Origin of the sequence: Serratia sp. MMO-28, assembly GCF_037199905.1 — a bacterium.
GTDB lineage: Bacteria > Pseudomonadota > Gammaproteobacteria > Enterobacterales > Enterobacteriaceae > Chania > Chania oryzae.
Map to the genome: position 1 here is coordinate 37,966 of NZ_JBBCVB010000032.1, position 22,534 is coordinate 60,499.

The following is a 22,534-nucleotide window of genomic DNA, read 5'->3' on the forward strand; positions in this document are numbered from 1 at the left end:
CGAGGAAGTATGAAACTCACCGTAAAAACCGATCGCAACACACTTTATCTTTCCGCTGACGGAAACTACCAGGAACAAGCCCTGCACTCCTTCCCCCTGTCAGCCTGTCATTTTGGACTTGGCCACGATGCCGGCAGCGGCCACATCCTGACGCACAATACGTTTTCTGGTGAAGCGGTGCAGCTGTTCCGCTTCGAAAACGAATATCAGGCCATCGAGGCACTGAACAATATCCGTAAAAAGCTGAAACAGCAGCGCGGACTCAATGCCGTGCGCCGGTTGTCTAACTTTATCTTCTGGCCAGTCGCCGCGCTGGGCTTTATCGTATCCATCAACGGCGCGTTGATGAATATGCATCAGCCGGCACAGCCACTGCAGGCAAACTCGTATGTTCCCGCGCCGGCTCTGCAGCAGCCAGCCACTGCGCCGGAGCAGCTGCAGGTTCAGGCAGCGCCTGAAGCCCCAAAAAAACTGGCTGATAACGACTTGCTGTCACTGAAAGATGCCGTCACCAGCGGGCGCTTTACGATCTCGCTTTCAACCGGGCATAAACACACCCTGTATGTGTTTTCCGATCCGATGTGCCCGCATTGCCGCGCGCTGGAACCCCGACTGCAGGAACTGAGCAAACGCTATAACGTCGAGATTTTCCCCGTGTCCGTTTATGGCGACCTGCGCTCGATGGTCCGCGCCGCTCCTGTACTCGATACCGGGAAAGCTACCCGCCTGAAAAGCTGGGAAGACACGATTAACATGGGATACACCACCATGAACCCGAAAATTGACGATCCGAAATCCGCCCCGGATACCACCGGCGCCCGCCTGGTTGATGCGAACAATATGGCATTTGCGAAATTCGGGTTTATCGGCACCCCGTCCATCGTTGCCGATTCGGGTGATGTGATCCCGGTTTCCGTCGTCAAAGACGATGCCCGCCTGCAGCAGGCAATAGGAGAATAACCCGGAGCCGCTATGCAACAGGAATCTGTAGACAGTAAAAAAGTCATCCGCCCTGATGGTTCGTTCATGGAGTGGTTCCTCACTCCGAACGTACAGTTTGGCCTGCTGGCCATACTGACCGTACTGGGTCTGTTTCTCCCCTTTACCATGCTGCTGAGCATCCTCATCCTTCCGCCGCTGATGGTGGCATTCACGGATCGTAAATTCCGGCCACCGCTGCGAATGCCGAAGGACTGCGAAATGTTCGACGACACCCTGACCACGGAAACCCAAGCGGAATACCGTCTGGGGCCCATTCGCATCCCGCATAAGGTCCGGGAGCGAAAGAAAGCGAAGGGAATTTTATATGTCGGGTATGAGCGGGGACGCCTGTTCGGCCGCGAGCTGTGGCTGAACATGACGGACCTGCTGCGCCACATGGTATTTTTTGGTACCACCGGGTCGGGTAAAACCGAAACCTTCTATGGGTTTATCGTTAACTTCCTGCTGTGGTGCCGTGGCTACTGCCTCTCTGACGGTAAAGCAGATAACAAGCTGGCCTTCGCCACCTGGTCGCTGGCGCGCCGTTTCGGCCGTGAGGATGATTATTACGTCCTCAACCTGCTGACCGGCAGTATTGACAGGTTCGTGAACCTGGTGAAGCAGGAAAGCATCCCCGCGCAATCCAACTCAGTCAACCTCTTCAGCGTTGCCCCGCCTACCTTCATCATCCAGTTGATGGAATCCATGCTCCCCCAGGTGGGCGGGGATTCGGCACAGTGGCAGGATACGGCAAAAGCCATGATGTCGGCGCTGATCAATGCCCTGTGTTATAAGCGCGCCCGCGGCGAACTGCTTTTGTCACAGCGCACCATTCAGAAAAACATGTCGCTGCCGGCAATGGCCGCGCTGTACGTTGAGGCAAAGAAAAACGGCTGGCACAGCGAGGGTTACGCCGCGCTGGAAAGTTATCTGGAAAATACACCAGGCTTCCTGCTGGCCAACGCGGAATACCCGGAAACGTGGGAAGCCCGCGCCTTCGAACAGCATAACTACATGAGCCGTCAGTTCCTGAAGACGCTCTCCCTGTTCAATGAAACTTATGGCCATGTTTTTCCGGAAGACAGCGGCGATATCCGGATGGACGATATTTTCCACAATGACCGCATTCTCATCGTCATGATCCCGTCGCTGGAGCTGTCACGCGGTGAAGCGGCCACGCTTGGCCGTTTATATGTGACGCTGCAGCGAATGACCATCAGTAAGGACCTGGGCTACCAGCTGGAAGGGAAAAAAGAGGAAGTCCTGCTCACTCACGCGCTGAATAATCAGGCGCCATACGGGCTGATTTATGACGAGCTGGGCCAGTATTTCACCAGCGGTATGGATACGCTGAGTGCGCAGATGCGTTCACTGGAAAAAATGGGCGTATTTTCCTCCCAGGATCACCCGTCGCTCGCCCGCGGCGCGAACGGCGAGGTGGATTCGCTGATCGCCAACACCCGCGTGAAATATTTTGAGTCGATTGAAGACCGGAAAACCTTTGAAATACTGCGCGAAACCGTCGGCCAGGACTATTATTCCGAGCTCTCCGGGCAGGAAGCGGAACACGGCACGTTTTCCAAAACGGTCCGGGAAGGGGATCTGTATCAAATCCGTGAAAAGGACCGCGTAAACATTCGTGAGCTGCGTAAGCAGACCGAAGGTCAGGGTGTGATTTCTTTTCAGGATGCCCTGGTACGCAGCGCCGCCTTTTACATTCCGGACAATGAGAAGTTTTCCAGCGAACTGCCGATGCGGATAAACCGCTTTATCGAGGTATTGCCGCCATCGCCGGCAACGCTGTACAGCATTTATCCGGAACGCAAGGATGATGAACTGGCGGAAACCAACCCGGATGCAATGCGATTCCCGCCGATCAAGCTGTTCGGCTACGACAAAGCGGCCAACAGCCTGCTGGAAAAAATTGAGGTCTTCTACGAGCTGCAGTGTGGCGCAATTTCACCGGAGGAAATGTCGGTGTGCCTGTTTGAACTGTTCGCTGAATGGCTTGATGGAACGGAAACGGACGACGTGCTTTACCACCAGGAAGATGATCTGTTCCCGATGATCGAGATGTAACCCTGTTAAAAGGCGGGGAGTGGTCCCCCCGCCTTTAGTTACGTTTCCGGTCAGTCAAAATACTGCCGGATCAGCTCCAGGACCGCTATCACAGCGTTAGACACTGCAACAACCGCCCGCAGAACGACGATTAACAAGTTAATCATCCGTTTGCTCCATACAGAGCAGGAACACCGCTGATCGCCCTTACGTTGCCTGTCACAGCGGCTACCTCAACGTCAATAGTTTAGGTGTTCCCGCTCCAGCCTGGGCATTGAAACAGCACCACCTGTTTTTCAACCAGGACTTTAATCCGTTCCTACCGCATATGCGGGAAGCAGGAGAAAGAACACCAACAGATTGACCCGCGCAGTATACCCTATTCCGGGTGGTTTGCATTTACTGAACTCATGGCGTAATATTTAACCGTCAATAGTTTAGGTGTTCCCGCTCCAGTCTGGGGCAAAACAAAAAGCCCGATCTCACCAATCGGGTTTTTTTGTGCCTCTCTCTTATGGCTGAAATCACATTTCCGTAGACTACTACCAGTTTCTTTAAAAAGTCCTGTATTCATCACTGAAGCAACCGTGTTCATCATGAAAGTTATTAAGTTCTTCCAGAGCTTCGCGGTTATCTTCCTTCCACTTGTCCGCTTCATACTGTCGTAATTTATCATCCAGGGCAGTTGTCAACGCGGTAGCAGGAGTTATAACTCGTTGTTTTACAGGCATAGCAGACCTCATGTTCGTACCCGTTTAATCACGTAGGATGGTAATCGTATAGTGGTATATTTACCAACCATCTTAGCCGCACTTTCTCAAATCGGCCCATTCAGCATAATAAGCGCCTAAAACGCTCTCTGTGGCCTTCACTGCAAAAAGAGCAATATTCCCCTGTCTTACCCTGTTTAACGCGCCAGAGAGCGGCTGACGTGGATAACCGCGGCTAAATCGATCCTCTTTTCCCTGTTAATTTTAAAACTGACAGCTGACACTTGCGTTGACTGCCTGAAAGGCATTGCACGATATGGCAGGCGATTTACCTGCCAGACTGCCCTGCAGGTAAATCTGTGGCCACATTGCCCCCTGGCTACTGCGAGCGGGCGGTGTGACGTTAGCGGCACACCGGGCGCGTGGGTAGTAGCGTTGACGTCAGGGCTGCGTGTCGCAGCCCTGACGTCTTACGGGGGTGTTCATAGTTACAACATCCATCATGCTTTTTTCTGCCGAGCCGTTGGCTCGGCGGGGAAAAGCACGGTGGGGCAAAGAAGAATCCGTCCTGGAGGTTTCTGCTGGCCACCCTGCCCGGCATTTGCCGGGTGCTAACCTGGGAGCATAGCGACCATTCTGGCCGTCGTGCCGCGTAGCGGCGCTGAAAGGCCAGGCATATCCCCATAATCCACAGAAAATTGTGCCTGAATAACAGTGATCTCTTTATTGAATAAACATCTTTTTAAAGAAGTTAAGAGTGTATTGCAGCTTGCTTTGACCACGATTGCAGGTCACTTTATTTCCTCCTTTGCGGATAACTGTGGATAGTGGTGATTTCGCTGCCGGTTATCCACCGGCGGCGCCAGAACGTCAAAAAATCACGATGGCCACACGTTAGAACTGGAGGAAATTTGAGCAGGTCGCGCCGGCTGGCCAGCACGAAAACCGCCAGGCGGCGGTTAGAAAATTACAGGGGGAGAAAATCAGTGATAAGCAGGGGGGCCTGCTTCCCTCTCCAGCCCCAGATCGAGCTGATAAAGGTGGCTGAATACGCGTTGCGTGAACTGTTCAGGCGACAGCGCGTGCAGTTCGTCTTTCGGCAGCGTCCGCATCAGATGAACGGACATGGCATATACACGGTCGTCAAAGGGCTGTTCGGCCAGCGCTTTCAGCTTCTTCTCGCGCTTCCCCTTCAGGGCGGCTTCACGCCGGCGAACCAGCGTTGCGTGCATCATGTTCTCATACCAGCGCCGGCGCGCCGCCTTGACAGATATTTCTTCCGCCTGGCCATGCTCATCGCGGGTTATCCATCCTTCAGCTTCAGCGGCCACCTGTTCGGCCTGCTCCGCATACAGCTTATCGAGATCAACGCCGATTATCTTCCAGAGCCGTTCCGTCAGCACGACATGCTTGGGGAACCACTTGCGGTTAAACGGGTCCCATGTGACGCCTTCAGGCAGCGCCAGTAACCCGTACTCCATCATGTGCTGCAGCAGCCGGCAAACCCGCGGAACCGTCACCTTCCGGATCACGTTCCCTTCACTGTCCTTTTCGCTGAGCTGCCACGCCATTTTGCTGAGGTTGATAGTGTCTATATGTGTTGCCCGGTCAACCGTGCTGACCATAAGCGGCACGATGGCATCAAGCAGATTCTCCCGCTCCGGGCGGAAGTCCCGCTTCCGGCCGGCCTGCTCGCGCAGCTGCACAAAATACGGGTGGCGGCTGATCCGCATCCGCAGACTTAAAGCCCCGGTTTTGCGATCGCGGCGAACAAGGCGGTTGTAGGCATGGCCAAGCTGGCCAGGGAGCTTTTTGAAGTTGTCCGGTCGGTACCAGCTGGGTTCCGGGCAGAGACACGCCGTTGAGTGCGTACCGCGACGACGGCGGGTTTTGCGCGCTGGTTCAGCACCTTCATTTAAAGGCAGTTGCCGGGGTGATTCTTTAGGGGATTGGCTTTCAAGCCAGGAGATGAACTCCGGCGAAAGACCTTCTACTGACTCAATGTCAGAAAGCTGTAGGTATGGATTCTTTTGATTCACCAGCCCCTGCACATATTGGCCGGGCTGTATTGCAATAGGGTATGCATTTGCTATAATCCTTTCTGCCAGTGGGCAGTTTGCACCCCCTGATTCCTGAGAGACCGGCCAAAGTTTCCTACAGGGATCAGGGGGTTTTACTTTTTGTGGCTCCTGCCACTCCTAAGCGGTACATCTCCGGGCCGCTCTTCCCGTGCTAAATTCTGTAATAACCCCGTAAGGTTATGTAAACGCCGCTTAACATATCATGCGTTTCTTAGCGGGGCAATACCTGCGATCCCGCTTTTACATAGTAAGATCACTCTTCAGAATCGTCAAATTTTAAGCCGTCATAATAACTTTTGACAAGAAATTCAATAACTTCAGCCTGAGTGAGTTTTTTAACTTTTGTGATCTCTATCAACATTCTTTTTGCATCTTTGGGGAGATAAAGGTTTAACTGGTCGTGTGTTTCCCGGATACGGTTCCGGTACTCTCTCTGGAACTCCGGGTTACTCTTCTGTTCCTGACGCTCAGTAACTCTGTTCACTACTTCCTCCCACAGCATACGACTATAACCACCTGAGTATACATGAAAAAACCGCCTTTTCAGGCGGTTTGGAAGTAAACATCAATACGTTCGCGGCAGCATCCAACCTTCATCAAGCATTGTCTTTCGCCACTGGAGATATTTTTCTCCCCTGTATTTTTTATGTTGCTCATGCATCCTGGTTAACATTTCTAGCTGACGATATGCTGTGCCGGCATTGAGCAAAATAATTTCAACAGTAGGTACATGTCGGTTCCGGAGATTCACGACAAGTTTACTATCAGTATACTCCCAAGACTCAATTGTCTCGGCCTCAAATAAAATTCTCTTTTGCTTAATAGAGGCCTGTACAGCATAAAGGGCGGCAATCCCAACAACACCAGAGTCTATGTCTATACCAAAATATGTTTTCTGTGCTGGCATGTATTGTTCCTCTTTAGCCGATGGATTAAAGCATCCATAAACTCTCATACCTGCAACAACCTTTTTGACTCCTTTACTTTTTACCTGGCGAACAACATATGTGATCAGTACGGCATCGAAAACAAGTAGAGCAACAAACCACGCCAATGCCAGGGTTCCACCTAAAGTAAGAAAACCAGAATAAACAGTCAACGGAAGACTTATGGTTAAAATAACTATACTTATGGCTACAGACAGGCGTGACAGATAATAGCCAACACCTTTCGATTTAGCCATGTTGTTATCGACAACAGTATACGAATATCCTTTCATATTACGCCCCCGCTATACCATCTTTATCTTTATCAACCGTATTGGTTGGGTTGAAGTTCTTCGGCCCAGAAGGACGTCCACCTGTATTTTTTGCTCCACGACCAAATGCAGCAAATAGGTCGTGAACATGATTCTGCATATCACCAAGAATTGAATCGTTATGCTTGTTACCAATCCAGCTGATGACGTAGTTAGGCATCCTTGCAGGCAATGCAAATACCCTAGCAACCATACCTGTACACATCCTTGCGTAGACAAACAGGATACCTATCATTGACCAAAGGCCAGTTGTTGAATCTGCCTGTACATTTTCCATTGCTGTTTTAAAAATATAGTTAAGCGCGGTGCCAAGAGCCACAATGGCCAATGATGCAAAAATGAATCCCATTACCATCAACAGTGGTCGAATCATCACATCTATCAGGAAAATATATCCATACGTTGACCGGTCCTCATTAGTTTGGCCAATGTTAATATGGGTAGCGGCCCACAATGAAGATGCAACGATACCAGTCAGCAAAGTAACTAACCAATCAGCCATTGCAACAAACCAATAGATAAATGGAACAAATGGAAGCCAAATTGAAAGCGTTAACCCTATACAGAACAGAGCGACTAAAATCATGTATACGATCGGAGCCGCCGTTTTAATTACACCCTTAATAATATCCTTGCCGGATGTGAAGAAATTAAGTAATCCCGCCCCCATTCCGGCAGCGTTATTACCATCTGCAACACTCATTGCGACATTAACAGCACCCCAAGCAGCTAGACCACTCTCAGCAGTAAACATGGTGTAATCACCAATGGCTTTCATTTTCAACAAGGGATTTGTTACATCGCTGTATCCATCGCCAGTGCCGTAGTTTCTAGTGGCAAGCCATGAAGTAACATTAAAGTTGAAAATTTTGGTAATCAACGAATCCGCATCACCACTTTTTGCCGCTTCTTCGATGCCTTTATTGTCAATGTTCTGAGCTAAAGCATTATCAGCAGTACCTAAAGGGGGAGTGTAGGTACTGTTTTTTAGTTGTGAATGATATGCTTGGAACAGACCTTTATAATAGTCCGTAGAACCTACATCACCATCACCACTTATCCCAGATACAATAGGTTTCAGATTAGCAACGTCCTTCAACTCAGTGTTAGCAGTTGCCAGGGTATGATAATAAATACCAAGATATAGCCATCCTTTTTCCTTTATATCAGACTCCATTTTCTGGAGCATATCATTGCTTCCGGCAGCATTGTCTGCAGCTTGCTGAACTTGTTGTTGGTAATCTCTTGCTGCTGTCTGAATTGCAGTTTCAACGTCAGGCAGTTGCCCATCTCCTGAACGCATTTTAGACATATAAGCAGAGTTAAATTGCTCTGCTGTATTCTTCATCTTACTCCAAAGCGAGTCTGTAGCCTGCTGTTGAACTGCATAAACAGAATCAGCGTAACCACTGGAGAATACCGAAGTCCAACCTGTAGGCTTTTGTGGTAATTTAACAGTCCCACAAACAGCAGAACCATTGTCAACTGAAATTGAGTAACTAGAATCACCAGTATTAAACTTCATCTGGCTATTACTTTCATAATGTTGGCCTGAAGCCTCCATCTGAGCTAACCCTTGATTGACACCAAGAGCGCACAAGTTCATTTCGAACATTCCTTTAGCCACAGAAGCCATTTCTGGCATCACTGGCGTTATATAAACAGCTTTGCCGCTCGCTAGTTCCGACGCTGTTTTATCTGCAATAACATTGGCAGAACCTACACCTATGATGGACCCACACCACAGGAAGAGCAGTTGTGCAACGGACCATCCAACAGCAGTTGGAACCAAAAGGAGCCAGCCGAATGTTGTTTTAACAAAATTGAAGGCATTATTCCCATCACCCTCTATAAACTTCCCAAGCTGCCCTGCCTGATGTAGCTTTTTAATACTGATTATCGCCATATAAATCAGCGCTAATATGGCGATAACCTCATTCACCGTGAAAAATACGTTATTTAATAATCCATCACCTGACGGACTGAAAGGATTGTTTACCACTTCACCAAAAACCGTATGCAGCATCTGACGTGACAAATCACCAGACCGTTTAGCAGCCTCTGTAATACTATCAATTCCGAGATCTGCAGAATATGCCGGGGTAATGAAAAACGATAGCGGCAACAATGCGACCAATGTGTTTCTTGACTTATTCATGCGCCCCCCGACTCTGGCCAGCTTGTTCAAAATTAAATGTATTGCGCACACCGTTATCGTTAATAAAATGTCTCAATGTACCGAATTCTTCTTCAGAATGGGCCTCATTCCGTAATTGCCAACCTAAAAATTCATAAGTCATTGCTTTTACAAACGAGTAGATACAAACAGCAAACATTAAACTGAGCGTTAATGTCACCTTCAGAAGGCTTACATTGTATTCAGCATTAACAATCAATTTTACACAGCCAGCGATTAAAAACAGGGAAACAAAAACAGCAATAAATAAGCAACATAACCAATATTTCTTATACTTACCGGCTTTAGCTAGATGTTGTTCTAAGGGAATGGAACTATTTTTAACAACATCCTCAAACGATTGATTCGAAGCTGATTTTTCGGCCGGGGCTTCCAAATTTTTGATCTGCTTCTTAACGAAAGAAGCCCGCTCATTGAGCAGGCTGATAGATTCTCTTAGTGATTTCCACATAAACTGAATATCACTAATTCCGGTAATATGATAAACCGCTTTTTTCATGCGGCCAGGGGATTTTGTAACTTCTTCCCCTGTTTTATTTTCGTCTGTCATTTTCTGGATACCCCCGCGTTCACACTCTCCAGCTGTGCTGCCAGCATCGGTTTGTATGTTTGATATGCGTCGTTCGCCAGGATCTGGCCAAGCAGCACATTTTGTTTCTCCAGCTGCTGTTTGGTTTTCAGCACTAACCAGTTGTTCAGGTTGGCGATATTGATTTGCTCACGTATCAAATCTTCGGTGTTCTTGTTGGTCAGCGTCGCCTGGTAAGCAGGGTTGCTGTAACGGCGACCTACTTCGAATTCCTCAAACTCTCTGGCAGACATACGGTTAAGCTGTTTCGCTCTGTTACTGGCCGTCGCCTGGAAATAGGATTCGACTTCCGGCACTTTGCGCGCGTCTGCAAGTGCGGCATCAGTGGCCGGGTTCGGTTTGGAATTGGCGATCATTTCCATCTGAGGTTGTGCGGCCGCGTCGGTGAGCGCCTGGTATTGCTGAATCATGCCCAGGTAAATTCGCCCGCTGGCGCCTTTAACTTCCCCACGGCTCAGCTGACGGCCAGCACTGCGCAACGCGGTATTTTTCATATAGCGCAGCGCCGCATCTGTCTGCTCATCTGTAAACGTCAGATCAGGTGCCTTGCCTTCTTTGCCGGCGCCATAAAGCAACGAGCTCAGCGACGTATCTGCCCGCGGCATGTCAGAGACACTTGGGCAGAATGAAGTCCCGCCAAATGCAGCATAATCCGAACTGTCGCAGTACTGGCTGTGAACTTCAGCCGTTGACGAAGCGTCCACGTCGGTTGCGCGTGCCGGCACTTCAAAAATGGCCTTAACATCTTTCGCAGAACTGGCGCTTCCCAGCGTTCGCTGACCGCCAGCGGCCGCAGAGGATACCCCCGCAGCGCCACCGCCAATAGACTGCGCACAGATATCATCCGGAACACGGTACTTATCCTGTGCCTGCAGCAGCCGGTCATTACGCTTTTGCTCGACTTCGAACTGTCGGTTAGTTTCAGCCACCTGCTGCATTAATGCTGCCTGCCGATCGCCCTGCTGGCTGATTGCCGTACCAATGTTAATCAGCGTGGCCTGGATGTTACCTAACAGGCCATTAGCTGTGCTCAACGCCGGCATAACCTGCGTTGAGATGGGAATGCTGCTGTTAACGTTGACCGTATAGGCAAATGCTGACTGCACGCTGAAGGCCAGAATTGAAACGGCCATCACTGACCGTTTTGCTTTTCCGATTTTTATCATCTGAATCCCCTTCTCACATCAGAAATGATTTCTTTAGCGAGCTTCATCGCCATAGTTTGTGATTCTTCTTCTGAATCACGCTCACCACCCTGATTGACTACCATTTCATCTATGATACTTGATGCACTGCCCATAGGGAATCTATTTGCTAATACTTCCCTTGCTTGTTTCGTTCCCAACTCTTCATAAAGCACATCCCTGAGCGCCCTGTCTTTTGCAGATGAGTTCAATGCCCAAAGCAGTTTTGGACCTAATGTATTTTTCAGAATATGGCAAATCAGACCGCGTTTTGTTTTAAAAATACCGAGAAATGCAGTACCACTTCCGTCCGGATAAACCCCTTGCGGAAGCTGTCTGAAACGACGCAGGATATCGGCCGGGATGTTGATCTCTAATTGCTTCAGATACTCTTCATCTCCTTCCGTCAGGCGCATCATAAACAGGCTGTTCATGGTTTTAAGCACACTCGAAGGCATATGGCTCAGATACTGAGACGAGAACGCAGTACGAACGTTGAATTTACGATCTTCAAGGTCAGCTGTATTCAGCGCATTTTGAATGAAGTCGATGCCGGCAAAGTTATGACACTCATCATAAAAGGTATGTTTAACCTCTTCTGAGAGTTCCCTGATACGCGCCTGGTGATAAGCCCTGTACTGGTCCGGTAAAGCTGGAATGAAGGTTTCTGCGGACTGAGGCAGGTAGTAGTTACGCACAGCCATCTGGCGTGCAAAAAGATACATAATGCCGGATTTGAGCTTACCTGCAGGTGTCGTTCTGTCACCGAGGACGTTTTGCATATCCAGGATCGCAATGCGAGTCTCAGGGCTGAAATCATAAACCGTAATACCTGAGAAAATGGCATAGTCAGCTGCTGCAGCCTGGAAACAACGTGCAACGAAATTTACTACAGGCTCACTTCCATTGACTTTTACATCAGCGTATTGGCTACTAAAGCCTTCTGTTTGTAGTTCGCTAATGAAATCGTATATGGTCGGCACTGCGTAACGCTGGGCTACAGTTGCAGCATGAAGATATTTTTTTGCGAACAGCTTATCAACGACTTCCCACCATGTAGCATTTTCAAACCAGTCATCGCCGAGCTCCATATCCAGACCGGATTCTTTCAGAGCTTTATTAACAACTGGATCGTTATACTTAAACTTATTTGCATCGGAATGAGCTTTTGCTTTGTATACCTTTGATACAACCTTACTGACGATTTGGCCAACGCTCATTGCATCTGGCGGCTGGCCAATTGCTGGATCAATACAGAATGCGTTAAGCATCTGTTTTAAGAATACTTCCTCAAACTGCGTCAGATACCTTGAGCCTAACTGCGTATCGCAGATGTTAATACAGTGCGATTCGTCATTGTTAAGGGTGATACTGGCAATCTGGTGGCGTTTCTCTGCCGGCAGCTCAGCGCTAATCAGATCGGCGATACCTTTTGCACTGTAGCCCTTATCAATGATGGTCAGATAAGGCAGTTTTTTATCAGCCCGGTAAATCGAACTCAGGTTAAGGCGGTTGGCCAGCACGCTTTTACCTGAACCAGGAACACCGGTGATGACATCCGTAAATTTCTCCTGCAGGGGACTGGCGATTTGATAGGGGAACAGCTTGCCATCGAGCGTGATGAAGTTAATATTGCCTTTACCATGCCAGGGGCTGGCCGGACGTTCAAAAGGTAACATCCGCAAGCCTTCACTCAACGGCGGATAATGCAATGAACCAGGTGTGGCCGTCGTTAGCCCCGGAACGGATGCAATCAGTGCGCTACCAGGATTGCCATATGTCTTGGACACACCTGATACGCCCCAGCCTTCAATCGCCTTAGTTAAAGCCGCCAGGTTGCGTTTGGCTTCATCCTTAGTGTCACCCCAGGTGGCAAAGTTGATGGCCATGATAGCCGTTGGATCGGTTTCGCTCTGGGCCCCGACATAATCCATATCACGCGCGATAGTACCGAGTGAGGGAATGAAACGAAGGAAAGAGATTATCACTGATGGCCAGAACAGTGCTTTTTTGCCCCCGCCCATAAAATCATATTTTATCCGGTACGGGATTTTCCGGTTAATCGCGTTGAATAACTGCTTAAATTTGACAGGGTGAAGTGGTGGCAACTCAAGGGCAACAGAGCCGTAATATTTGCCATCGCAGTAAATCAGGCCACCATCTTCTTCCAGTTCCCCTTCCATGATCTGGATATTCAGCCGCGGCGGCAACACGGAGTCGATATTGTCTTTCCGTGGGGCGCCATAAATTCGCAGATTTTGGTCAAACGGCGTGCGAGGGTACCAGTTTTCTGATGTTGAGTTCCGGAACAGCATCTGACGCATCATTGCGCCAGCGTGTTTGACATCGAGCACATCAACCAGAAGCCCCATACCCGACTCATCATCCCCCTGAAGCATACCAATCAGGCGCCACAGCATCGCGTCATGAGTGATCTTCAAACCTTCAAGCTGAAATTCGATTGGGTTCTGACTGAAGCGAGTCTGCGGGATATCCTTCAGTACGCCGGCAGCTTTTGCCTGCTCGTTTTTAAGTTCATCCTTCGCTATCATCCCCTTCGAGGTATACAGCACGATGTAAGCGCGTTCACGGCTGTAATGGGCAGCGATTTTTTTTGCGTCATCGGCAATCAGGTCTTTAATGTCTATCTGTAGGCGCTCTATTGCTGCTACCTGCGGTTTATAAACATTATTCAGCTCTTCCTGGTTCTTGGTAAAGTCGCGCTCAAACACCACAGACAGCTTATGGCCACTGTTAATAAAGGAATTCGACAACGAGTTTGAAAGGTGCATAATGAAGTCATTAAACGACTTATCGTCAAACGATGATTTAGCGCCCTGAACCTCAATAACGGTAAGAAAATCGTTGTTCTTCGTGGTCAGTATGTACGGAGCCCTGATTTCAGGATGCTCAACGCGATCCTGCGACGTAAGCCCTACAACCGTTGTCAAATCACAGTATTTTAACGAGTCATTTGACGTAAGATTGCGTGAGATACCTTCGATCACATCCTCAAAGAAAGAAATCATTTAAAACCTCTCTTACCCTTGTAAATTTCATTCCAGTCACTTACATCCGGCAATTCGTCTGACTCTGCGACAGAAGTGACAAACTCATCGTCAAAATTCATGGGAAGTAACTGATGGTGTTTTTTTATCAGGTGCAGTAAATCGTATCCGTCATCACTGCCGGTTTCGTTTAGAACTACGTCAGTTGTGCTTAGCAATATCTGTTTAAGTTTCTGTGCCTTTTCACGGTAAGAATCGTCCGTTGACTTTTCCGCCTTTGCAATTGAACGAAACAACAGGCTGTAGAGTTTTCGGTTTGTATTTCTCTTCAGCAGAAGTCCGGTTTGAGTCTCTAGTTTCATTTTCTCCGGGTGTTCGAGCGACAGGCATACAGAGCAAAGCATTCTCTCTTTCTGTCCATCTTCTGCGAGGGAGAAAACATCTTTGCTCTTTATCCCGCACACATGGCATCTGGCAGGTTGTTCATTCCTGGTGAGCTTAAAATCTTTCATGGGGGAACTCCGGTATTGGCCCCGCAAGGCGGGGCCGAAAGGACATTACAGGGTTGCGTCAACGCCAACAGTTGAACCAACAGAAGAGATCCATGCGGTCAGGCCAACCAGACAGGCACCAACAACCATTGACCAGAAGATGAAGCTGCCACTGATATCTTTCCCGCGTTTGTTTTTGAGCCATAGAGCTACAAGACCTACGATAAAGCACACAACACCAACCACTTTACCAGCGGTAATCAGACCAGGCTGGGTACTGGCCATACCTTCAGTGAAGGTATTGATCTTTTCCCAGATTGTCGTTTCAGCTGCAGCCTCTTTGCTCAGTAATGCCAGCGGCAATATCACTAACGATTTTGCTACCGTTCCGCGCAGTTGATACGCTGCGATGGATGCAGATAATGCCTTGTCTTTGATAAATTTAACAATTTTCATAAAGTATCCTTTTTGATTACCAGTGAATGTTTAATGTGCTCTGCAACGCATCGAGCGTTTGTGTATCGAACATCAGAAGTAGTCCACATACAATTTTCACAATGGATGCCCCTCTCGTGCCCGAAGCTGACAGCTCCGTATGGCCCTCAAGGTAAGAGTCTTTCAACCCCTTAATACCCCTGTAAAAAAAGTATGCACCGAGAATTCTAACAATCCCCAGCACTGCGTTGACTGCTGCAGCTCCCATGCCAAACGTAGATTCGCTCGCATAACTGACGGGTCCGAAACTGACATCGCCAAATCCTAATGTGGCACCGCCTGAGTTCATCTGTGCTTTCAGCGTGATGAGACATACACAGAAGATGATCCCGGCAAAAATTCTGCCAACTTCAACACCTTTGGTAGAATGCCTGGCCTGCTTTCGCAGGCTCATCAGATATCCAATAACACCAATGATCCCAACGACTGCAGCGACACCTATGATTAGCCTTGTCAGCGGTTCCTGACCACCGTTAGCAACCTGAATTAATACTGATTCTAAATCCATAGTTTCGCCTTTTTAGGTCCTGATTAGCGGATAAGGCCTTTACTTGTTGTAACGATTCTATTTTCAGTATCGATACCCGTAATGGTGACTCCACCAAGTTGACTTCCGACCTTCACAGCATACGTCTGGTTTTTGTATTTTACCCAAGCAAGATCGCCAGATAAATCATTAATTGAAAAACCTTTCAACAAAGGTAATGCCTGTGACGTTGAACCGGAAATTGTTCCACTCTGATTGCCAAATGAAGGCCCATAACCAGCAGCTTTCATTTTCAGTTCCTGAACCTGATTGTTCAGGTTTTTGATTTTTTCATTAGCGCTTTGTAACTGACTGGAAAGGATCATCATTCCATTTTTAGAAGTTGATTCTATCGCGTCCAGCCGTTCCTTTTGCTGCAGCAGAATCCCGGAAATCTGCTCGCGGAAGTCACCAGAATCCTGCCCTGCTGGGGCAGCCTGCACTCGCGGACGTTGCGCTGAAGACTGGATCGCCCCATTCCCCGTCGCTGGCGCAGTGTCACTATCGGAGCCCCCAAACAACCAGACCAATAGCAGGATGCCGATGACAGCAATACCACCAATCCATGCATAGTCACTGACATTAAGCGGCTTTTTGTTCGCTTTTGCTGCTGGCGTCACTGTCGGTTTTGGCTTTTCAGCAGGCTTAGCAGACACCGGTTCCTGGGCAGGAGCTGCTTCGTTTTTATTGTCATCTTCAAACAGATTCATTATCAATCTCCTTAACGGTAATACGGGTTACTGGAGCCATACCCGTAGCCGGGGTAGCTGGGAAAGTTTTGCTGAGGGTAATTAGGAGCCGGTGGCTGTGGCATCTGCTGAGGCGGCACACTGGTGAGTGTCGGAGTAGCTTGCTGCTGCGCCTGCTCTGCAGATGCATTTTCCATATTCTCGCCACAGTCGCTTTCATACACCGGCGCGACAAACTGAATGCCTATTAGCTGATTACGGTCAACCGTAACCTGCTTAACCGGCAGGCGAGCGGCATCGTCGGCCAGGACACGCCCTGCCTGCTCACCCATCCCGCCAATAATGGTACCGGCGACCGCCTTGCCGTTCGGCGTGCCAGTTGAGCGATATGCGTTCCCGCCGTCAGTGATAATCATCTGCGAATTGCTGTCCGCATACAGCTGACCAGTTCGGCCTAATCCGTTAGCGACAGCCGGCAGAATAATGCGGCTGAACCAGCGGTTATTTACATTTGAGGAAACGGCCGCGCGCAACGAGTCGGAAGCCACGCCATACGCATCGACCTTACACTGCACTCCGTTCAGCTCCATGCCGGTGAAGTGAATTCGAATACCATCGCCGGCAAGACGGTTTTGGCCGGAATAGAATTTGGCGCCGGCCTGCGCTCCAGTCGGAACATGGGCAATAGCAATACTGTTCTGATCGTCGCTGTCCATCGCCGTATCCATTACCGCCGGCACAAGCGTGTATGCCGATACAAGCCGGGCTCCTTTATCTTTGGCCTTATTCTTCGCCCCCTGTTGTTTTTCAGCATCCGGCTTTTTGTTCTGCGGATAAACCGAATCGGTCCACCCTGAGAAGGTCCCGCCGTTCTTGTCATTTCCCTCCGCTCCCAGAGGGGTTGCAAGGGCAACACCCGTGACAACGGGTGTTCTGGCCTGATCTATTTTCTGCAGTAACGTAGCCACCGCTTTAGCCTGACGCTCACGCTCTTTCTGCTCAGCATCGTTCGCCTTACTGTTATCGCCCGACGGTTTTGCTGACGATTCCCACGAATATTTTGGTGGCGGTGCTTTGGTGCCGTAATCAACGGCCACCGGGTTACTGGCAGACAACGTGGATATGAAGCTATCCCCCGTGAGCGCCGCTTTATCTGAATTATCAACATTCCACTCATTCAGCAGCTTGTTGTATTGAGGATCATTGGCTTTATCCCTGCCTGTTTTGCCTTCCAGTCCCTGGGCCTTCACCTGCGACCCGCCCGTTGCCGGCTCATCTGATGAGCCAAACAACCAGTACCCTCCCAGAAGCGCCACAACTGCAGCGGCGCCACCGACGTAGAGCATCATTTTTCTGGTTTCTTTACCTTTATCTGTAGCCATCGTCGTTCCCCTTAATTCAGCTCAACTTCAACGTCACGCGCCTGACCGTTAACCGAAAAAGTCAGCACTGGTGTTGCCGGCAGCACGTAAACATGTGTGCCATCGATAGCAGAAAGCGTTTTTTCAAACTCATCCTGCAGCTGCATGTTACTTCTGACGTAGAGCTCATCACCGATCTGCCAGACTTTGGTACTCCCTGGCGCGTTTTTAAGTTTCAACCGCTGAGCATCTTCAGGTGGTATGCCGTCGAGTACGCTCTGCAGCTGCTTGTCATAGAGTGAGATTTTTTTCTCAGGCGTAGCGGTATAAACCGGTGTGTCAGGACTGCGTTTCGGGATACGGAGATCCAGACGATAATCAACATCAACGGTTTTTGATTTAACGGAGGGTTCAGCCCCCTTCACGTTAATAATGACCGGCGTGGCCAGCCCCTTCAGAAGCACTGTTATGTTCCCGCTGGCATAGGCATTGGTCGGCTGGATTGTGAATACCGCCGATCCTGCAATATAGCCAACACACAGTTCACCACCCGTTGCACAGGGACTCGAATTATATGGAGGGGCACCCAATACCCAGGGGTGTCCGGTAGCATCCGAAAACGTCACTGTGGTTGCCTGGTTTGGAAATACCCGGACCTGCGGAATGGATGCGCCTGCTGACAGTGATACCGTCTGGCTTGAAATTCGTGGGATCGGCGTTAGTGGTGAGGTTTTGGCCGCCGCGCTCATATCTTCCATTGCGCTGCGGGCCGACCGTACCTGACCAGGGGTAATAGGCTGGATCTGCTGCAGAACAGGTGCGGGTAACTCTTCCAGTGTCTGCGGATTAACGTGCGTAACCTGCTGCTGAGGTGGAGGCATTTGCGGCATGGGTGCGGGAGGCAGTGCAGCAGTTGGCCGCTGTTGGGGCTGTGCCTGTGGTTGTTGGCCTTGCGCCTGCTGCTGACCTTGTTCCTGCGCTGTTTGCTGTGGTGGCTGTTGCACCTGCGCCTGCTGGTTTACGGGCAATCCGGAACTGGCCTGCTGCCATTGCGCAATGTCACCACCAGGCACAGCTGGAGTCGTTTGCTGTGAGGCTCCATTACCTGTGGGTGCATCAGCTGCAGATACAGAATTTGCCGAAAACAGTGCGGCCATAAGTACGGTTAACAGTTTAATCTTCATGATTGACCTCAGTAGTTCCGGGGTTTGAGAATGGCCTGCGCTACTTGAATACCCCGTGGATCTTCGTCTTCTTTGACGCGGCGTACCTGAACCATCAAATCGTAAGGTTGTGGTCTGTAGTCCTGAGCCTGGCCAACAAGCTGAACAGTCACCGGAATGCGGTATTGCCAGGCATAGGTTTTGGTGCCACGGATAAGACCTTCCGTGATCAGGGTTCCAGGAGTTGTGGAAAGTTTTACGTTCAGACGTTTATCACTGATATCTTTCAGCAGCCCACTATCGGTCAGCGCTTTACGGAAACTAACGTACCCCTCCGCACTAAAATCGCCACGGACGCTGGTTAATTGGTTTTCGTAATTCACAAAGTTCAGTGAAAGCGATTTGATCATTGTACGGTTGGCAAAATCCATCACCTCTTCCGCCGTGTAAGCGGGTTCATCGGTTGGGTGTACTTCTGTGATCATGCCCCCATTCGTTGCAATGTATTTAATTTTTTTCTGGTGAAGCCAGTACCCCTGAAGACCAATGATGATGATTGCGACTAATATGATTACCGTCTGAATCAAAATTACTTTTAAACCATGTTTCGATACAATTTCTTGTACCGTTCGGTTACTCTCTTCGGCCAGAGCTGGAGCAAGAGCGTTGCTGTCATCATCAACGGCTGAGTTTTGATCCAACTCAGTTTGATCCATAATATTTTCACTATTTTGTGTTTTCATAGAGTTTCTCTTTTCAAAAGTTTGTGTTAGAAAATCACGCAGATCGTTAATGAACAATGAGGTATACATGAGCGAACATAATGATTACGAATCCTGTGCAGTTATCATGTGCGAACGACGAAAAGCCACCGCCGTTTTGCGCAAAATCCCACCAGAAAATCTTGAACAACTCATTAATATGTGGTCCGACATTGCACAGGGAATGATCGAGAAATTTAAGGAAGAACAGAAGGCTACTGAAGAGAAAGCCGCAGCCACAAAGCGGTTCATGGAAGAACACAATATTACAGCTGATGAAGCTCTCCAGATCTTCGAAAATCTCTTTGGTCCGTCCACGAAAAGTAAATCCACTTTTGGAAAAGTGAAGTACCGGACCGAAGTTGATGGTAAGACCGTAACCTGGACAGGAAAAGGTCGCCGACCTGCAGCGTTTGCCGAGATGAGCGACGATGAGCTCAAAAAATATGAAATCAGCTGAAGACTGGCTGCATACTGTCAGACGATTCATGAATGAAGATTCGCTTGATATGTATGTAGACTCAAAACGTGATGTTCTACCTGCCACAGAATTTATGCGTTTACTGACCGCGGCGGAACACCGCCGCGTTGAAATACGAACCGGCAAGCTATTCGATAAAATCCCGAAAGGACTCTTCCGGTAGTTACAGATGGAACGGGAATGCATCACTGTTTGCATCCTCACCACTTCCACTCGCAGCTGCCGGATTGTTTAATTGCACATTTTTAGAAGATGCGTTGGGCAGGATACCTGACGTATCTGGCAGTCGGGATGAAATCGTTGACCACGGGTCCAGCGTCGTATTAGTCAGGCTCCCCCACTTCTCATTAATCTTCGATTTAACCGTATTGCATACTTCATCCTTCACCTTATCAATGATGTCGCTGATAGACGGAAACTGTGGGATTTTAAGTGATACTGATAGCGACCCCAGGCACTGTCCGAGAGAATCAGACGTACTGGATTCGCTTTTTGCGGCGTTGTTAATCCTTTCCACTTCCTGCTTATAGGCAGCATCAGCACCAGCTTTTGCCAGTTCGTATGCTGCACAGGTCTGTGTTGCCGCAAATGAGCTCACAGAAATGCAGGAAAACCCTACTGCAACGAGTAGGGTTTTTGTTTTATGGCCGAGGCGCTGATTTTGCGACTGGTGCATGAGTCTGTTCTCTCCTTTCATCATCTTTTCTTTTTGCAGCATTTGAAGGATGAAAAAGCTGCTTCATTACTGTTTTGTTTTTTACCTCATCTGAGGCCGCTTGTAAATGCTGAGGTTGTTTTTCATTTGCAATTGTATTCTTGTAAAGCAGATTTTTACCCCCCTGATCTACATGCCCATAACCATGCAAAACAATTCCACTTTCTGCATTTTTATTGATTGCTGAAAGAGTCATATACGTTTTCCAGTTTCCATCTTTATCGATACGCTTGTTCACTTTGCCAATCACGCTATGGTACTCACCGGACTCCTTATCCTTTGCTATCCCTTGCATAAATCCTTTACGAGACTCAACAAGGAAATAATCCGGGCGTTCGCCTTTTTTATGCGGTGCGATCAGCAAAGGTGTACCCGCGGTTTTTGACTCTTGAGGGAGTTTATAGCCTGCGGGTTTTGTCATACTTTCTGGAGCTGGCTTACCATTCGGCAGGAACCAATACAGTTCTTTTTCAGGCACGGCTTCGCGGCTGAGATCAACACCGGTAATCTGCTGAATTGTTGTACGGAGCTTCTGGAAGGTTGCAGCATCATACGGAACCAGTTCAGAAGGCTTATAGGCCTGCTCATTCCCTGCTGTTGGCTGTGGATAAACAGGCTTTACTTCCCACTCATTACGTTTTGTCTGGATAGTTTCATAGCGAACGATCTTGTTGCTTTCATCACGGACAGGTGCATTCACCTCAACATCCACAAACCCCAGCTTTCTGACTGTAACAAGACGTTCTGTGTCTACACCAGCATCTTTAACCGCTCTCTCAAGGTCTTTCCCCCAGAGTGTCTTCTCTCCATGTTCATTTTTGAGGGTGACAAAGTAGTTCATGGATTCATCTTCTTTCCACTCATACTTAGCACGTCCATGCGCGACGATAACGCCTTTCTCCCAGGATTCACCTACAGCTTTATCTTCCTTTTGAGTATCAGAGGCATTCTGCTTCTTCGGCTGTACAGAGGCCGATTCTTCCCAGCGCATTCCATTCTGCTGTACTGATGAATTTGCCTTTTCGTTTGCCCCTTCCTGCTTATTTGCATTTGAATCAGCAACATTTTCTTTTGCCGTTTCTTTTGCTGTTTCATTTGCTTTTTTGAGTTCGAGCAATTTAACCCTTTGTTCTGGGTTAGTCAGTTTCACCTCAATGTTGTATTCACTGATGAGATTAAATACTCGCTCTTTGAATTCGTCACTGCCGGTGATTTCAATACCGCGATGATGTTGCTTATCCGCGGTAAGAACGGCCGCCAGGATCATCTCATCGCTCTGGCTGGCTTCAGGATTAGCCATACGCAGATGTGAGCCGTAATCGTAAAACGCATCCTGTCCATCAAGTGTATACGCCGTATAGTCTTTCTCTGCTCTGTATCCAAACCGGGCAATCAACCCTTCCAGGTCTATACGTTCTTTTGGGGGTGTTTCAGCATTATCGTTGGTTGCCCAGCGAATGCCGTTCTCCAGTTCTTCGGTTGTTTTTTTCTTCTTCTCTTCTGTCTCATTTTCCGTCGTGGTGTTATTAGCCACTGGTTCGCCTGCCGACATTCCTTCAGGCTGTTGCTGAGCAGTGCCAGTTGTTTCACCGCCAAAAGCCATCATTGCGGCATACGCCTCAAGATCACTGGCGCTATTACTCTCTTCATCATCGCCGTCTCGATCTGTTGGTGTGGCGTATTCCGGTTCAGCAGCTGCAGGGGCGCTGGCCACCGACACGGCTTCCTCCGGTTCAGCAGCTGCAGGGGCGCTGGCCACCGGCGCGGCTTCCTCCGGTTCTGCAGC

23 protein-coding genes are annotated in these 22,534 nt (G+C 49.0%); 4 read left to right on the plus strand and 19 right to left on the minus strand.

What is annotated here, in order from left to right:
- The first annotated feature begins 9 nt into the window (after nucleotides 1-9).
- Both WG891_RS22565 and WG891_RS22570 read left to right on the plus strand, forming a co-directional pair.
- Nucleotides 10-960 (plus strand): DsbC family protein, encoded by a 951-nt coding sequence (locus tag WG891_RS22565; RefSeq protein WP_336819779.1) that lies wholly within the window; start codon nucleotides 10-12, stop codon nucleotides 958-960.
- 12 nt (nucleotides 961-972) lie between these two features.
- The gene (locus tag WG891_RS22570) at nucleotides 973-3,060 is read left to right on the plus strand and encodes a hypothetical protein (RefSeq protein ID WP_023302493.1); all 2,088 of its coding nucleotides are present in this window, start codon (nucleotides 973-975) and stop codon (nucleotides 3,058-3,060) included.
- Between the two features lie 50 nt (nucleotides 3,061-3,110).
- Here the strand turns inward: WG891_RS22570 and dqlB are convergent, their stop codons facing one another.
- The 17 genes from dqlB to WG891_RS22650 all read right to left on the minus strand — a co-directional run bounded on the left by dqlB (nucleotide 3,111) and on the right by WG891_RS22650 (nucleotide 19,534).
- Complete coding sequence (gene dqlB, locus WG891_RS22575; protein ID WP_004206884.1) at nucleotides 3,111-3,206, minus strand: DinQ-like type I toxin DqlB; 96 nt, start codon at nucleotides 3,204-3,206, stop codon at nucleotides 3,111-3,113.
- Nucleotides 3,207-3,593: 387 nt separating this feature from the next.
- Nucleotides 3,594-3,782: a type II toxin-antitoxin system CcdA family antitoxin gene (locus tag WG891_RS22580; RefSeq protein WP_168397221.1), complete on the minus strand. Its 189-nt coding sequence runs from the start codon at nucleotides 3,780-3,782 to the stop codon at nucleotides 3,594-3,596.
- 950 nt (nucleotides 3,783-4,732) lie between these two features.
- Nucleotides 4,733-5,788, minus strand: coding sequence for a plasmid replication initiator RepA (gene repA, locus WG891_RS22585; RefSeq protein WP_336819780.1), 1,056 nt, complete (start codon nucleotides 5,786-5,788; stop codon nucleotides 4,733-4,735).
- Nucleotides 5,785-5,835, minus strand: coding sequence for an IncL/M-type plasmid replication leader peptide RepB (repB, locus tag WG891_RS27115; protein WP_349809140.1), 51 nt, complete (start codon nucleotides 5,833-5,835; stop codon nucleotides 5,785-5,787). The genes repA and repB overlap by 4 nt, the downstream gene beginning before the upstream one ends.
- Before the next feature lie 248 nt (nucleotides 5,836-6,083).
- Entirely contained in the window at nucleotides 6,084-6,314 is a 231-nt protein-coding gene (gene repC / locus WG891_RS22590; RefSeq protein WP_011091085.1) for an IncL/M type plasmid replication protein RepC, read from the minus strand.
- Nucleotides 6,315-6,395: 81 nt separating this feature from the next.
- Complete coding sequence (locus tag WG891_RS22595; protein ID WP_272637912.1) at nucleotides 6,396-7,049, minus strand: hypothetical protein; 654 nt, start codon at nucleotides 7,047-7,049, stop codon at nucleotides 6,396-6,398.
- A gap of 1 nt (nucleotide 7,050) precedes the next feature.
- Complete coding sequence (locus tag WG891_RS22600; RefSeq protein ID WP_336819781.1) at nucleotides 7,051-9,246, minus strand: DotA/TraY family protein; 2,196 nt, start codon at nucleotides 9,244-9,246, stop codon at nucleotides 7,051-7,053.
- The gene (locus WG891_RS22605) at nucleotides 9,239-9,835 is read right to left on the minus strand and encodes a TraX-like protein (protein ID WP_336819782.1); all 597 of its coding nucleotides are present in this window, start codon (nucleotides 9,833-9,835) and stop codon (nucleotides 9,239-9,241) included. The genes WG891_RS22600 and WG891_RS22605 overlap by 8 nt, the downstream gene beginning before the upstream one ends.
- The gene (traW, locus tag WG891_RS22610) at nucleotides 9,832-11,040 is read right to left on the minus strand and encodes a conjugal transfer protein TraW (protein WP_336819784.1); all 1,209 of its coding nucleotides are present in this window, start codon (nucleotides 11,038-11,040) and stop codon (nucleotides 9,832-9,834) included. Before traW ends, WG891_RS22605 begins: the two co-directional genes overlap by 4 nt.
- Nucleotides 11,037-14,087 (minus strand): conjugal transfer protein, encoded by a 3,051-nt coding sequence (locus WG891_RS22615; protein WP_336819786.1) that lies wholly within the window; start codon nucleotides 14,085-14,087, stop codon nucleotides 11,037-11,039. Before WG891_RS22615 ends, traW begins: the two co-directional genes overlap by 4 nt.
- A complete protein-coding gene (locus WG891_RS22620; protein WP_004187480.1) occupies nucleotides 14,084-14,578 on the minus strand; it encodes a hypothetical protein in 495 nt (164 codons plus the stop codon). Before WG891_RS22620 ends, WG891_RS22615 begins: the two co-directional genes overlap by 4 nt.
- 45 nt (nucleotides 14,579-14,623) lie before the next feature.
- Nucleotides 14,624-15,013, minus strand: a complete 390-nt coding sequence (locus WG891_RS22625) for a DUF6750 family protein (RefSeq protein WP_040027852.1) — start codon at nucleotides 15,011-15,013, stop codon at nucleotides 14,624-14,626.
- A 16-nt stretch (nucleotides 15,014-15,029) separates the two neighbouring features.
- Complete coding sequence (gene traQ, locus WG891_RS22630; RefSeq protein ID WP_011091077.1) at nucleotides 15,030-15,560, minus strand: conjugal transfer protein TraQ; 531 nt, start codon at nucleotides 15,558-15,560, stop codon at nucleotides 15,030-15,032.
- A gap of 23 nt (nucleotides 15,561-15,583) precedes the next feature.
- Nucleotides 15,584-16,288 carry a conjugal transfer protein TraP gene (gene traP / locus WG891_RS22635; protein ID WP_336819790.1) on the minus strand — a complete coding sequence of 235 codons (705 nt, stop codon included), beginning with the start codon at nucleotides 16,286-16,288 and terminating at the stop codon, nucleotides 15,584-15,586.
- Between the two features lie 11 nt (nucleotides 16,289-16,299).
- Nucleotides 16,300-17,649 carry a conjugal transfer protein TraO gene (traO, locus tag WG891_RS22640; RefSeq protein ID WP_040027854.1) on the minus strand — a complete coding sequence of 450 codons (1,350 nt, stop codon included), beginning with the start codon at nucleotides 17,647-17,649 and terminating at the stop codon, nucleotides 16,300-16,302.
- An 11-nt stretch (nucleotides 17,650-17,660) separates the two neighbouring features.
- The gene (locus tag WG891_RS22645) at nucleotides 17,661-18,812 is read right to left on the minus strand and encodes a DotH/IcmK family type IV secretion protein (protein ID WP_077256340.1); all 1,152 of its coding nucleotides are present in this window, start codon (nucleotides 18,810-18,812) and stop codon (nucleotides 17,661-17,663) included.
- 8 nt (nucleotides 18,813-18,820) lie between these two features.
- Nucleotides 18,821-19,534 (minus strand): DotI/IcmL family type IV secretion protein, encoded by a 714-nt coding sequence (locus WG891_RS22650; RefSeq protein WP_336819794.1) that lies wholly within the window; start codon nucleotides 19,532-19,534, stop codon nucleotides 18,821-18,823.
- Nucleotides 19,535-19,601: 67 nt separating this feature from the next.
- Here WG891_RS22650 and WG891_RS22655 point away from each other — a divergent pair, with 67 nt between their 5' ends.
- Both WG891_RS22655 and WG891_RS22660 read left to right on the plus strand, forming a co-directional pair.
- Entirely contained in the window at nucleotides 19,602-20,012 is a 411-nt protein-coding gene (locus WG891_RS22655) for an H-NS family nucleoid-associated regulatory protein (RefSeq protein ID WP_336819796.1), read from the plus strand.
- Between the two features lie 28 nt (nucleotides 20,013-20,040).
- Nucleotides 20,041-20,196: an Hha/YmoA family nucleoid-associated regulatory protein gene (locus tag WG891_RS22660; protein ID WP_223430955.1), complete on the plus strand. Its 156-nt coding sequence runs from the start codon at nucleotides 20,041-20,043 to the stop codon at nucleotides 20,194-20,196.
- Here WG891_RS22660 and WG891_RS22665 read toward each other — a convergent pair whose 3' ends face one another.
- Together WG891_RS22665 and WG891_RS22670 are read right to left on the minus strand one after the other, a co-directional pair.
- Nucleotides 20,197-20,709 carry a hypothetical protein gene (locus WG891_RS22665; RefSeq protein ID WP_336819798.1) on the minus strand — a complete coding sequence of 171 codons (513 nt, stop codon included), beginning with the start codon at nucleotides 20,707-20,709 and terminating at the stop codon, nucleotides 20,197-20,199.
- Nucleotides 20,675-22,534: LPD7 domain-containing protein (locus tag WG891_RS22670; protein ID WP_336819800.1), on the minus strand; the 1,860-nt coding region annotated here is incomplete at its 5' end. The genes WG891_RS22670 and WG891_RS22665, both read right to left, overlap by 35 nt.

What these genes read in the sequence shown, in the direction of transcription:
- WG891_RS22665 (WP_336819798.1), bottom strand. Translation starts at nt 20,709, where the DNA reads ATGCACCAGTCGCAAAATCAGCGCCTCGGCCATAAAACAAAAACCCTA.
- WG891_RS22620 (WP_004187480.1), bottom strand. Translation starts at nt 14,578, where the DNA reads ATGAAAGATTTTAAGCTCACCAGGAATGAACAACCTGCCAGATGCCAT.
- traQ (WP_011091077.1), bottom strand. Translation starts at nt 15,560, where the DNA reads ATGGATTTAGAATCAGTATTAATTCAGGTTGCTAACGGTGGTCAGGAA.
- traO (WP_040027854.1), bottom strand. Translation starts at nt 17,649, where the DNA reads ATGGCTACAGATAAAGGTAAAGAAACCAGAAAAATGATGCTCTACGTC.
- WG891_RS22570 (WP_023302493.1), top strand. Translation starts at nt 973, where the DNA reads ATGCAACAGGAATCTGTAGACAGTAAAAAAGTCATCCGCCCTGATGGT.
- WG891_RS22645 (WP_077256340.1), bottom strand. Translation starts at nt 18,812, where the DNA reads ATGAAGATTAAACTGTTAACCGTACTTATGGCCGCACTGTTTTCGGCA.
- traP (WP_336819790.1), bottom strand. Translation starts at nt 16,288, where the DNA reads ATGAATCTGTTTGAAGATGACAATAAAAACGAAGCAGCTCCTGCCCAG.
- WG891_RS22595 (WP_272637912.1), bottom strand. Translation starts at nt 7,049, where the DNA reads ATGAAAGGATATTCGTATACTGTTGTCGATAACAACATGGCTAAATCG.
- WG891_RS22605 (WP_336819782.1), bottom strand. Translation starts at nt 9,835, where the DNA reads ATGACAGACGAAAATAAAACAGGGGAAGAAGTTACAAAATCCCCTGGC.
- WG891_RS22650 (WP_336819794.1), bottom strand. Translation starts at nt 19,534, where the DNA reads ATGAAAACACAAAATAGTGAAAATATTATGGATCAAACTGAGTTGGAT.
- WG891_RS22600 (WP_336819781.1), bottom strand. Translation starts at nt 9,246, where the DNA reads ATGAATAAGTCAAGAAACACATTGGTCGCATTGTTGCCGCTATCGTTT.
- WG891_RS22615 (WP_336819786.1), bottom strand. Translation starts at nt 14,087, where the DNA reads ATGATTTCTTTCTTTGAGGATGTGATCGAAGGTATCTCACGCAATCTT.
- WG891_RS22660 (WP_223430955.1), top strand. Translation starts at nt 20,041, where the DNA reads ATGAATGAAGATTCGCTTGATATGTATGTAGACTCAAAACGTGATGTT.
- WG891_RS22625 (WP_040027852.1), bottom strand. Translation starts at nt 15,013, where the DNA reads ATGAAAATTGTTAAATTTATCAAAGACAAGGCATTATCTGCATCCATC.
- WG891_RS22565 (WP_336819779.1), top strand. Translation starts at nt 10, where the DNA reads ATGAAACTCACCGTAAAAACCGATCGCAACACACTTTATCTTTCCGCT.
- WG891_RS22580 (WP_168397221.1), bottom strand. Translation starts at nt 3,782, where the DNA reads ATGAGGTCTGCTATGCCTGTAAAACAACGAGTTATAACTCCTGCTACC.
- WG891_RS22655 (WP_336819796.1), top strand. Translation starts at nt 19,602, where the DNA reads ATGAGCGAACATAATGATTACGAATCCTGTGCAGTTATCATGTGCGAA.
- traW (WP_336819784.1), bottom strand. Translation starts at nt 11,040, where the DNA reads ATGATAAAAATCGGAAAAGCAAAACGGTCAGTGATGGCCGTTTCAATT.
- dqlB (WP_004206884.1), bottom strand. Translation starts at nt 3,206, where the DNA reads ATGATTAACTTGTTAATCGTCGTTCTGCGGGCGGTTGTTGCAGTGTCT.